This is a genomic window from Cyclobacterium sp. 10D3-21, assembly GCF_055809755.1.
In genome coordinates, this window is the sequence record NZ_CM147924.1 from 3,424,148 (window position 1) to 3,435,923 (window position 11,776).

Annotated in this window: 8 protein-coding genes; 4 read left to right on the forward strand and 4 right to left on the reverse strand. The window is 38.5% G+C overall.

Going from position 1 to position 11,776, the window contains the following annotated elements:
* Position 1: 1 nt before the first annotated feature.
* From AC0L7T_RS13620 to AC0L7T_RS13635, 4 genes are read right to left on the reverse strand one after another with little or no spacing between them, the layout of a single operon-like run.
* Positions 2-2,128: a DUF4230 domain-containing protein gene (locus AC0L7T_RS13620; RefSeq protein WP_473343209.1), complete on the reverse strand. Its 2,127-nt coding sequence runs from the start codon at positions 2,126-2,128 to the stop codon at positions 2-4.
* A complete protein-coding gene (locus tag AC0L7T_RS13625; protein ID WP_473343210.1) occupies positions 2,125-2,748 on the reverse strand; it encodes a DUF4230 domain-containing protein in 624 nt (207 codons plus the stop codon). The genes AC0L7T_RS13620 and AC0L7T_RS13625 overlap by 4 nt, the downstream gene beginning before the upstream one ends.
* Positions 2,736-4,472, reverse strand: a complete 1,737-nt coding sequence (locus AC0L7T_RS13630; RefSeq protein WP_473343211.1) for an N-acetylmuramidase domain-containing protein — start codon at positions 4,470-4,472, stop codon at positions 2,736-2,738. The genes AC0L7T_RS13625 and AC0L7T_RS13630 overlap by 13 nt, the downstream gene beginning before the upstream one ends.
* 40 nt (positions 4,473-4,512) lie before the next feature.
* On the reverse strand, positions 4,513-5,316 hold the full coding sequence (locus AC0L7T_RS13635) for a DUF5675 family protein (RefSeq protein ID WP_473343212.1): 804 nt from the start codon (positions 5,314-5,316) through the stop codon (positions 4,513-4,515).
* Between the two features lie 351 nt (positions 5,317-5,667).
* On the opposite strand from AC0L7T_RS13635, the gene AC0L7T_RS13640 reads away from it, so the two are divergent.
* The 4 genes from AC0L7T_RS13640 (at position 5,668) to AC0L7T_RS13655 (ending at position 11,776) form a co-directional block, all read left to right on the forward strand.
* On the forward strand, positions 5,668-6,129 hold the full coding sequence (locus AC0L7T_RS13640) for a (2Fe-2S)-binding protein (RefSeq protein ID WP_473343213.1): 462 nt from the start codon (positions 5,668-5,670) through the stop codon (positions 6,127-6,129).
* A gap of 2 nt (positions 6,130-6,131) precedes the next feature.
* Positions 6,132-8,288 carry a xanthine dehydrogenase family protein molybdopterin-binding subunit gene (locus AC0L7T_RS13645; protein ID WP_473343214.1) on the forward strand — a complete coding sequence of 719 codons (2,157 nt, stop codon included), beginning with the start codon at positions 6,132-6,134 and terminating at the stop codon, positions 8,286-8,288.
* A gap of 415 nt (positions 8,289-8,703) precedes the next feature.
* The gene (locus tag AC0L7T_RS13650; protein ID WP_473343215.1) at positions 8,704-9,849 is read left to right on the forward strand and encodes a YncE family protein; all 1,146 of its coding nucleotides are present in this window, start codon (positions 8,704-8,706) and stop codon (positions 9,847-9,849) included.
* A 40-nt stretch (positions 9,850-9,889) separates the two neighbouring features.
* Positions 9,890-11,776, forward strand: coding sequence for a malate synthase (locus tag AC0L7T_RS13655; RefSeq protein ID WP_473343216.1), 1,887 nt, complete (start codon positions 9,890-9,892; stop codon positions 11,774-11,776).

The following is an 11,776-nucleotide window of genomic DNA, read 5'->3' on the forward strand; positions in this document are numbered from 1 at the left end:
GTTATTTAAATTTGTCTAGAATCCCAGATTTACTTTCCATTTTACTGGTAAACCATCGATTGGCCTTCGTTAGAAAGTCCCGGTTATGGTAGGCATCGAATTCGGTATACAATTTTATTAAATGGGTTTCAAGATCTTTGAGTTGATCATCGGACAATTTATTAGGTAGCGTGGAACCTGGGCGATTGAGGTCTGCCTTAAAATTACCAGAGGATAGAAAAAGAACATGATTGCCAATGGAGATGCTGGTAGTATTGCCCTTTCCACTTAAACCTAATAAAAGGGGATAGGTCAATTGATCCAATGGAATATTTATCTGGATAAGTTGATCCGGTTCATCTTTATTAACCAACCAAAACTCAGAAAATTCAGGTTTTAATGCCTTTACTGTGTCAAGCTTGTTGATTTTCCGAATACTTTCTTTGTTTGTGATCCAATCCTCCCATGCTTTGGGTTGGTACTTTTCCAAACCAATCAGATGTAAAAGACTGTCTTTTCTTTCAGCATCCTGTTCAAATTGATAATAAGATACTGTACTATCCGGAAGAAATATGACCTCTTTTTTAAGAGGAATTGAATTATTAGAATTTTGGCTAGTCCAATCTTCTAATGATAAAGTTTTAGGAATGTATTTGCCGATGGGTATAGAATCCTTTATAATTTGGAAAATGCCTTCACTGAATTGAGATTTCAGAAGTAAAGTATCTTTTTCTATCCATAGCGCTTCCAATTGTTCTTCTTGAGCGGTCTTTTGACCAATTTTACCTTGAATAGTTAACCAATTTTTATCATCAATTAGTCCATCTTCACTGATGCGGTACCATAAAGTTGAAAAATAATTATAGGGTGAAATTTGGGATTCAAACTCTAAGGTTTGCAATTGTTTGAGCATTTGCACCATTGTACTCCACTTGGTGTCCGCCAGCTTTCTGTTGTTGTATCGGTCTGTAGTGACCGCTCTTAGTGAGTCGATCTTTTCTAATTCATTGTTAAGGTGGTTTTCGAACAAAGCGGCCTCCTCATAACTTATAAATCGATCTTTTTGAATTTCCTTGGTTAAATCGATGAGTGCATCATGGTGAAAAATTACTTTTTTAACCTCCACATCAGTAAGTAAATTAACAAGTCGACTGATAGTTTGACCTCCGTTTAATTCCGCTTGTTCAATTATCCCAGCCCTTAGCGCATTTGTTTTAAGTTTTTGGACGGCATAGATTTTCACTTTTTTACTGTCCTTAAAGTCCACTTTTCGATTGTAACTTAATAAATCAAAGCCTGGAACTCCTTTTTCAGGAATAAACCAGGGGTTGATATCTGCATTAAGGATCTTAGGAGCAAGGCCGAAAATATGCAATTCACCAACTTCTTCATTAAGGTAATACATATGACTTTGTAGGTCTTCAAAATCAAAACCAGCCTTCACTGTTCCTCTACCTATCATGGCCAGCTTTTTGCGCGCCTCACTACGTGGCCGGTCTGATAATTTACTGGCATAATAATCCGATTTAAAAGTAGCAGTGTCCCACAATTTATCCATGTCGGGTTCTTCCAACCATTCCAATAGGGTTTTCTTTAATAGATTTTCCCTTAATGGATCTGTAATGGCATCTTGCTTTTTATTTTTCTTTAAATAAATAAAGGTTAAGATTTCATCAAAAAACTCAATAGTTCTGGTTTCTTCCCAATCACAATGATAGATAAGTCTGTCCTCTATATTGCTCTTTGAATTTTTATTTGTAATTAATTGTTTTCTTTTTTTTCTTTTGAGCTGCTTGTCTGGATCTCCAATTTCCATTTGTTCTTGAGGCTTTTTGGATTGAAAATCTCTGAGGTTTAAAATATCTTCTAGAATTTTTTCATAGCTAAATTCTGCCTGCAAGATGATTTGTTCATTGTTTTGGTAATCTATCTGTACCTCATCTATTGATGTTAAAACCTCTCCATAATATTCTGCAGTAATCATTTCACCGATTTCTCTTATTTCTGAAACCATGTTCGCAGTAGGCTTCAACTCTGCCTTGCCACCGAACAGGTTCAGTGGATTCCACGAATAGATCAATAACACTGCGGCAACCACCAATAGAATTTGAAATATCAAGCGAGCACTTCCTAGAATTTGCCGTATCATTGATTTATGGTATTGTCGGAAAGTTGTATTTGTCTTACTTTCAATGAATCACTTTTAAAGTGAATGAAAATCTCTTCAAACTCAAAAGTCTTCAATAAGGTAAACATTAATTTTCTTGCATGATTCTGACTGGTTTCCACCAGACCCATATAGGGAAGTTGATCCCGAATGTCCATTTCTGCAAGTCTGAAAAAGGTTTCCTGATCCTTCAAGGTGATGTTGTTTAAGAAGGTTTTTGGATTTGAAACCAATGAGTCTTCAACAAAATCCTCTGGTGGATAGGAGAAATTAATGACCTCTATGGTGGGCAAATGAAGGGTTATCTTATTTCCTTCGATTATTATATCTTCTTCTCTTATACGCTCCAGATTAATACCTGTTTTTATCTTTGCCCTTGAATAGGCCAAAAAAGAGGCATCATTGACAGGCACAAACAGTATGTTTTTTTCTTTTCTACCGAAAACTACTTTGTCTATGACAAATTCTGTCACAACAAGATCACTGGCTTGTTGAATTTTCCCAATAACCAATCCCCTTTGTTCTTTTTTACACCCTGTAGATGAAAAGACAAGCAGGACAAAGGCTATCAAATAGAGCAATTGCCTTTTTAAGCTGTCCATGTTTGTTCATTTTTGAATTCCTCATAAAAGTGTTTCATTTTAATGTGGTATTTATTGGCTTTATAACCACTGCCATTATAGCCATAGGCAAAAGATTCCCAATCATAATTCCCTTCATTTTCTTCTGAAATATAATTTATAAGGCTTTTCCCTCGGACTTTTTTATTTTTTATAAAGGCAAGAAAATCCAGAAAATGAAAATATTCTGATTCATGTTGCCTTGCCTCAAATTCGTCGACATTTTTATAATTTCGGGATTTAATATTGTGTTCTAGGTTTTCACCTAAGATTTGAAACAATCCCCATGAAGTGGCATAAACAGCTGCTTTTGGATCAATTTTCCTTGCCTTTTCCAGGCGGTCATACTCTTTTATACCTACTCGATAATGGGATCTAGTCCATTTTTCATAAATAATATCTTCGTTGCCCACACTTAATGCTTTCGGATCCTTGTTAAATTTTTTCAGCCAATACCAGAATTTATGTCCTTCAAATAAGATTTTGGCTCTTCCGTCACTTAGGTGTCCACGTCCAGCAGATTCTACTTTTACAATGGCTTTTATGACAGGTAAACTTATCCTGATATTGTCCTTCTCTTCCAGTTCATCCAGCGCTATCCGGATGTCCATATCACTAAGCAATTTACTGTTGGTATTGTCCTTTATCTGAACATACTCTTCCCTATGCAAACTCACCTCTGGTAGGGTATCAAAAGAAGTTGAAAGAATGGACCTTTGTTGGGTAGCCGGTGGCGTATCATCTGTTTGCAACCCATTTTCAATGGAGAAATTCCTGTCCTCTTCATCAAAATAGGCATTGTCAATTTCCATATTGTCCATAGGCCTGGAAGGGATTTCCATTTGACTCGAAGAAAGAGAAGCGCCATTTCCACCTTGATTTTTTGTGCCATCTTGGTTAATTACTTGCTTTGGTGTCCACCTGTCTCGTAAATATTTTAGAGACTTGTCTCCAAAATAGAAAGCAATCATCATTAAAAATGCCGTTTCAAAAAACTCAAATTGCTGGCTCAATAAAGCAGCGTCCACACCGGTGTACTGGGTGCCAAAACTGACAATCAAAAGTGACATGCCACCCATCAAAAGCGTAAAAGCAATCATACCCCTAACCGTTCCAGGAGGAAGTCCAAATGTTTGACTTTTATAAGGATTGTACTCAGGCATCTCCAAATCGGAAGGTTTGACGGGTATACCTTTACTGTGCATGTCCCTAAAATCATAGATACGCTGCCAGTCCTGATCTGTAAGTCCGTAGTTAATATTATAATGATATACCGACCACATAAAATAGATAAAGAACAAGGCGATCCATATTACCGTTGTTGCCAGACCCACCGCCTGGAAAAGATTGTCATGTTCTACATATACAAACAACGCTCCTAATACAGCGAAAATGACCAGAATAATGGATAGGATTACCGTTCCTCTGAAGAAAAAGGTGTGGTAGGGATTAAAGTTGGGGTTTCTGTCTTTTACCTTGGGACTTATGTGCCTGGCAATGAGGCCATAAATAAAACTCAGGGCAACAATGACAATGAACCCGTTGGCAAATGTATGGTTGGTGGTTTCCATGCCAGGCACAATGAATATAAGTGTGGCTAGCATTATGATTACTATCGAAGCAATGTGGATAAAAATATAATTGCGTTCCGATAATAACGATGGCTTTTTATCCTGATTTTCAGGGTTTGAAGTGGCATTTTCCATGGAGTGTTTCGGTCTGTGGTCTTTCTATGAATTAATATTATTAGGCTTTTTCTAAGTGAGGAGTATTGGAAATCCTTTCGAACCATTCCTCATTTAGTATATTTATAGCCAATGGCTCTTTGTGGTTGATTTTGGTAAATATTTTTTTATAAAACCTTTCATAGGCTTTTTGTGATTGAAGGATCATTTTTTCAGGTTGGCTAGCATTTACGCCATCAGCTATTAAAATACAGCCTTTGGTGTCCTTATGACTGTTGCCGATATGAATGTAAACCAAATCATAATTTGGTATCCCTTTAATCTCAATATGGTTGGAAAACCAGTCAAACCTATTTCTATAGCGTTGTGTCAATGGGCTTATATTGTCATTTATACCAAGTTGGTAATGGCCTTCCGGAATCCTTGTCCCTCCTGGGATTTTTTCATCGTTATGAGTGTCCTCTAATGTATAGGCGAAAAAAACCTTGTCAATAAACATTAATCCCAATGTTGTATTCCCATCGTCTACATACCTAAGAACAGTTATCAATGACTTGGGAAGAGATTTTACTTCCTGGCTTTCTAATAAGCTTGCTGCTTTTTGAATATCAGGCTTAATGCCCTCTTTAATTTTTTCAATACCTGGATTCAGAATTTGATTAGGCTTTGTGTTTTCACCTTCTGTTTGACTTTTGGTAAACAAGTCTTTTATTTTTTCATAGCCTTTTCCAAATAGGATAGCCAGGTAACCAATAAACCCTACCATCCATAACCAAATTTTATCCAATACTTCAGGATTGGAATAAAAAAACAGGACAGCCAATAGCACACCAGCTAAAACCAGTAAACCTGGTATTCTATTCATTTTAATTGTGATTTAATACTTTAGGATAAAATATTGTGTTGATTCTTTGTAACTCAAAATTTAATTAATTATTTTTCAATATCAAAAGAATAAACATCATATTTTTATGGTTTTAATATGATTTACTAAAGAATTCATTAGAATTATTATGATAAAGTATTGTTTGCCTATTTGAATTAATTATCCAGTGGTTTACGCTAAATGTTTTAGCTTATTCCAATTAATTAATTTTGGTATATTCGTCAATTGGTATCGATCTGTACTTTATGTTGCATTTTACAATGCAGAACAGCGATTAGAATAAACGTCATCGGTTTATTTTTTATAAAAGAATTAAATAGAGATTAGAAAATGGCTAACTACAAACTTAAAATCAACGACGAAAATTTTGAGGTGGATGTGGATTCGGACACCCCATTATTATGGGTACTTCGAGACAACCTGGGTTTAATTGGAACAAAGTATTCCTGTGGCATTTCTCAATGTGGAGCATGTACCGTCCACCTAAATGATGAAGCCGTAAGGTCTTGTGGACTGCCTGTTTCTTCCATTGGAGACGCCAAAATCACAACCATTGAAGGGCTTTCAGACAATGGAGATCATCCAGTACAACAAGCTTGGAAAGAAGTGGATGTAGCACAATGTGGCTATTGTCAGGCAGGTCAGATAATGACTGCGGCAGCAATGCTTAAGAAAAATCCTTCACCTTCGGAGGAGGAAGTAATAGACGGAATGAATGCCAATTTGTGCAGATGTGGTACCTACCACAGAATCAAAGAAGCAGTTTTGTTGGCCTCAGCTAAAATCAAATAACCATGAACAAAGCACTAAAATCGAATAGAAGAGATTTCTTGAAAATAGCAGCGACGGCTGGGGGTGGTTTATTAATTGGCTTCAATTGGTCCGCTTGTGACTCACCAAAAATGAAAGTCATCAGCAATGAGGAGATTTATGACAAAGCCATTAATTTCAATAGCTTTTTATCCATCTCCCCAACCAATCACGTGGTGATTTTTTCTCCCAATCCTGAATTGGGGCAAAACATCAAAACCTCATTTCCAATGATTGTAGCTGAAGAATTGGATGTAGACTGGGAAAATGTAAGGGTTCAACAGGCTTTTTTAGATACAGAAAAATACGATAGACAGGTAACCGGTGGCTCTGGAGCCATGCCCCATTCCTGGCAACGATTAAGACAAGCAGGAGCAACGGCCAGGCAAATGCTAATGGAAGCTGCCGCCAAACGTCTAAATGTACCGGTCTCCGAATTAAAAACGGATAAAGGAAATGTAATTCACGGATCGAAAAAATTGAATTATGGGGAACTTGCCAATGAAGCTGCGGCATTGTCCGTTCCGGAAGAGGTCCAGTTAAAGCAGGTAAAAGATTTTAAAATCATTGGCACTCGTGTAAAAAATGTAGACAATGATGCAATGTTTACGGGACAGCCTCTTTATGGATTGGATGTTTACCGTGAGAATATGCTTCATGCCATGATCCAAAGGCCTCCTTTTGGAATGAAGCTAAAAAATGTGGATGCCGATGAAGCTAAAAAGGTAAATGGGGTCAAAGATGTGGTTACATTCAAAGACAACGTGGCTGTAGTAGGAACTGGCACCTGGCCTTTGATGAAAGCAAGGAGATTACTTAAAATAGCTTATGAGCCTATAGATAAGGAATTGGAATCTACTGCCTTTCACAACAGTAAATTTGATGAAATGCTTAATTCTGGCGATGCTGAAGTCAAAAGAAAAGACGGAGACGTAGATTCAGCCTTCAAAAATGCAGCAAGAATAATCAAAAGTGAATACCAGTGTCCATTTTTATCCCATAGTCCAATGGAGCCTATGAACTTCTTTGCCAATGTGAAGGAGGACAGTGTAGAGTTGATTGGTCCTACACAAACACCAGACAGGGCAAGAAAAGCTGCAGCAGAGATTTGTGGGATTGCACCTGAAAAAGTAAGTGTAGAATTGACCAGACTAGGCGGTGGTTTTGGAAGACGGCTAAGAGCCGATTTCGTCGAAGAAGCAGTTGAACTATCAAAAATGCTCAAAGCACCTGTTAAGTTAACCTGGTCAAGGGAAGATGACATTACTGGCGGAGCTTATAGGCCTGCTGTTAAGTATAGATTTGAAGCGGCCTTGAATAATAAGGATGAATTAATTGGCTACAAATTAACTGGTGTTGGTATGAATTCAGGCAATTCTACCCGGGAGAATAATTTCCCAGCTGGCGCCATTGATAACCTGGAAATAAAGTCAATGGCATTTGAATCGCCGATTACTACAAATGCCTGGCGTGCGCCAATTACTAATTTTCTAGCTTTTGCTGAGCAATCCTTTTTGGATGAAGTAGCCGAAGCAATGGGCAAGGATCCAGTAGAATTTAGGTTGAATCTTCTGGACAAAGCCAAATCCAATCCTGTTGGAGAAATCCACTATGATATAGACCGAATGAAAGGAGTGATTAACACTGCGGTTGAAAAATCAGGTTGGGGTAAAAAACAAGGTGTCTCTCAGGGATTTAGTGTTTATTTCTCTCACCGATCTTATGTAGCGCAGGTAGCCGAGGCGAGAATAGTCGCAGGCAAAGCAATTTTGGACAAGATTTATGCAGTAACAGATTGCGGGATCGTAATCAATCCTACTGGAGCCGATCAGCAAGTAAGAGGAGGGATGTTAGACGGCATGGGACATGCCATGTTTGCCAATTTGACCTTTACCGATGGAGTAGCGGATCAAAAGAATTTTGATACTTACCGTTTGATTAGAATGAAGGAAATACCTGAGATTGAAACCCATTTCATAGACAATGGGATTGATCCTACAGGATTGGGCGAGCCTGCATTGCCACCTACAGGTGGAGCTGTGGCCAATGCCATCTATAAAGCTTCAGGTCAACGATTGAGAAATCAACCTTTCTCTAATGAGGAGGGAATGAAAAATATAAATCTAGGAAACCCAGCTTAGTATGGATGCTGAGACTTTGAAAAAGTAAGGTAGAAATGAATTTGCCTTTAATATATGCCACGGATTTTTATCCGTGGTTTTTTTTATTCAAATTCCTGTCTATGTCCCGGAATGATGGCTTTTTATGGAATTCAATCTAATAAGGTTTTATTAGGCAAATCAGGTTTTTAAATCCTTAGTAATTATTTGAATAATTCCAGTTAAAGCAAAACATTTTCTTAGAATTTGAATTTTATTATACATCGTTTGCACAATTTTTTTATCTTGGATATTGATAAGTAGATTTTACTATTGGAATTGAAGTAAGGGTCCAAATAACTAGAATACCGGGTGGCTTTCAAGAAGAAGGGATTTGCCTATTTCGCGTTAAAACCCTATATGTATCCATATAATTAACCCAAAAACCCAAAGGCACATGACATGGCATAAATCCTATTGTTTTATTTTTCTTGCCTTTTATTTTAGTATTTCCATTTTCAATCAATCCTATTTACTTGCCAAAGAAGGCCAATCGGTTGTAGAAGAACAGCCGATACACCGGTATTTGTATGTGGCTGTTCCGGGTATCCGAAATTATTTAGGTTATGGCGGTCATGGTTTATTGGTTTTTGATATTGACAATGGGCATGAATTTGTAAAAAGAATTCCTTTACAAGGTTTAAAGCAAGATGGCACGCCTTCCAATATTAAGGGAATAGCAGTGAGTATTCCACTGAATAGTGTATATATCAGCACCCTTGAAGGGCTTCAACGAATGGATTTAACATCGGAAAAAATAATTTGGGAGAAGGCTTTTGATGGAGGCGCAGACAGGATGTCCATTTCACCCGATGGGAGGACCATGTATTTGCCTTCCCTTGAAAAGGATTTTTGGAATGTAGTCAATTGTGAAACCGGTGAAATCATTACTAAAATAAAGGTATACGATCGGGCACATAATACCATTTATGGACCCTCAGGAGATTTTGCCTATATGGCTGATATTAGCTCACCCTATCTATACGTTGCTGAAACAAAAGGACATACCATAGTAAAGAAAATAGGTCCTTTTTCTCATGGGATTAGACCCTTTACCATAAATAGTCAGGAAAGCCAGGTATTTGTCAATGTCAATGAACTGCTGGGGTTTGAAGTTGGGGATTTAAAAACCGGCCAGGTGCTAGCGAGTATTCAAGTGGAAGGTTGGGATAAAGGTCCGGTGAGAAGGCATGGCAACCCCAGCCATGGGATAGGACTAACTCCTGACGAAAAAGAAATATGGATCAGTGATGGCCATAATATGCGCATACACCTCTTTCAAGCCACAGCACCTTACCAGCAACTCACAACCATTCCATTGCAGGACATGCCTGGATGGATTACCTTTAGTATAGATGGTAGCTATGGATATCCTTCTAGTGGAGGGGTGATAGATGTCAAAACCAGAAAAATTATTCATCTGCTCCAGGATGAGCACAACAACTATGTAGCGAGTGAAAAGATGATCGAATTGCATTTTCAAGACGGCAAAATTATTGCCAAAGGAGACCAATTCGGATTAGGTAGAAAAACGACGCATTAATAAGTCCATATCATTTTCAAATCAATATTAAATTTAAGCAATGGATAATTCCGCAATCATTATCAGGGATAATTTGACAGAAATTTATGAGGATGTTTATTCCTCAGGAGTGCTCGAGGCCTTAGCGTACATGGCCCCATTTAATGAAGAAGTTAAAAAATTGATGAATATAAGGCTCCGCAGAAGAAAAGAGCGAAGTCAAAATGGAAGTAGAATAACGTTTTTAAACCCTGAAACCAATATTCCGGGGACGAATATTAAGGTAAGTGATGCCAGGGAGGGTAATTTTGAGGGCGCTGTAATTCCCCCGGATCTTCAACGGCAGTGGATTCAGGGTACAGGACCGGGAGCAAAGCCAAATGCTAGCCTGGAAAGCAGTATCCGAAATGTTGCTTATGCTTTGCTCTCTGGGGCAGATGGTTGGATGTTTGATGGCGAAGATGCCTTGGGACAAGTCTCTACCATGTCTTTAGACAACCAACGCAACCTTAAGCTGGCCATACAAAGATCACCAGTGTTTTTATCTGTAGCTGAAGAAGTGGCTACTCAGATGAACAATTGGAGCAAAACGTTTTTTGGTAAGGATAAAATCCAGGATTGGAAGAAGCAATTGGATTTTACCACTAAGATTTTTAGGGCACGGGGACTTCACCTGGATGACAGGCATATACGTCTCAGTGATGGGGCTTCCTTTTCTGCTTCTATTGCGGATTTGGTGCTTTACGTGGTAAACAATTACCAGGCCTTATTGGCTTCGAAATCCTCCATTGTACTTTATCTGCCCAAGATTCAAACCGCAGAGGAAGCAGCTTTATGGAACAGAATGATCAACGCTTTGGAAAGCCATTTGGAACTGGATGAAGGGACCGTAAAAGTGTATGTATTGGTGGAGCAACTTGAAGCGACATATCAATTAATGGAAATCAGGGCTGCATTAGGGAAACATTTTGTGGGCTATAACACAGGTCGCTGGGATTATATCAATAGTGTGTCCGATGCCATGGCCTGGGATCAATCCTTCATTAATCCCAATATTGAATCAATAGGCATGACCTATGGCTACATGAGAAATTATGAAGATCGGGTAAGAAGGGCAGTGAATACACCCGATATAAATGGCAATTTTGCACTCTGGCAAGGAGGTATGGAGCCAAATATTCCCGTTGGATCATCAGAGGGAGTTAAGGCAAGTATGGAGAAAGCCTTGGCAGGAGCAGAGAGAGAACTTCGAGAAGGGGCCAGCGGAAAATGGGTGGCCCATTGGAAGATGGTTCATATAGTTCGCCCGGTTTGGGAAAAAGAGAATGAGGCCAACCAGATGGGAAGAACTTTTGAGAAGTTAAGCTATACCCAGGAAGATGCGGATGGTTTGATTTTCCTTGAACCAGCTCCCAGAACCATCCGAGGAGCAAGAAACCTTTTAAGCGTAGGTTTGCAATATGGCAATGCCTTTGGGCAGGGCATGCAGGCTGCTGCTTTAAAACCCGCTGATTTTTTTGGAGATGAGAATGTACTTTACCTAATGGAGGACATGGCTACGGGAGAAATCCGGCTAAGTATTCTTTGGGAGTGGTTACACAAACATGCAGAAATCACTTCAGATGATGTGGACTCGGGAGTAAAAGAAGGCGATTTTTTCACCCAGGAATTGTTCGATAAATTGCTTGAGGAAGAGTATGACAAGTTGTTGAAAGCCAATGACAAAGATGTGTACGAAGCTTCTAAGGTTACCACGCTTCCTATAGCTAAATCTATTGTCGAAAAATATGTGGGAGAGGAAAAGAAAATCCCCTGGTTTATAGATTTGTTGAATCTTAATCTTAACAATATGGATTTAAAAGTAGCGGATAAACGGATCGACCTTTACATCAAATTTTTGAATGAAAAAGGGAAGCGAATAACAGAAAATCTCGATTTTACCGTATAA

Bases quoted from the DNA above. Each gene is read 5' to 3' on its own strand.
- AC0L7T_RS13650 (WP_473343215.1), top strand. From the start codon at position 8,704: ATGACATGGCATAAATCCTATTGTTTTATTTTTCTTGCCTTTTATTTT.
- AC0L7T_RS13635 (WP_473343212.1), bottom strand. From the start codon at position 5,316: ATGAATAGAATACCAGGTTTACTGGTTTTAGCTGGTGTGCTATTGGCT.
- AC0L7T_RS13640 (WP_473343213.1), top strand. From the start codon at position 5,668: ATGGCTAACTACAAACTTAAAATCAACGACGAAAATTTTGAGGTGGAT.
- AC0L7T_RS13645 (WP_473343214.1), top strand. From the start codon at position 6,132: ATGAACAAAGCACTAAAATCGAATAGAAGAGATTTCTTGAAAATAGCA.
- AC0L7T_RS13655 (WP_473343216.1), top strand. From the start codon at position 9,890: ATGGATAATTCCGCAATCATTATCAGGGATAATTTGACAGAAATTTAT.
- AC0L7T_RS13620 (WP_473343209.1), bottom strand. From the start codon at position 2,128: ATGATACGGCAAATTCTAGGAAGTGCTCGCTTGATATTTCAAATTCTA.
- AC0L7T_RS13625 (WP_473343210.1), bottom strand. From the start codon at position 2,748: ATGGACAGCTTAAAAAGGCAATTGCTCTATTTGATAGCCTTTGTCCTG.
- AC0L7T_RS13630 (WP_473343211.1), bottom strand. From the start codon at position 4,472: ATGGAAAATGCCACTTCAAACCCTGAAAATCAGGATAAAAAGCCATCG.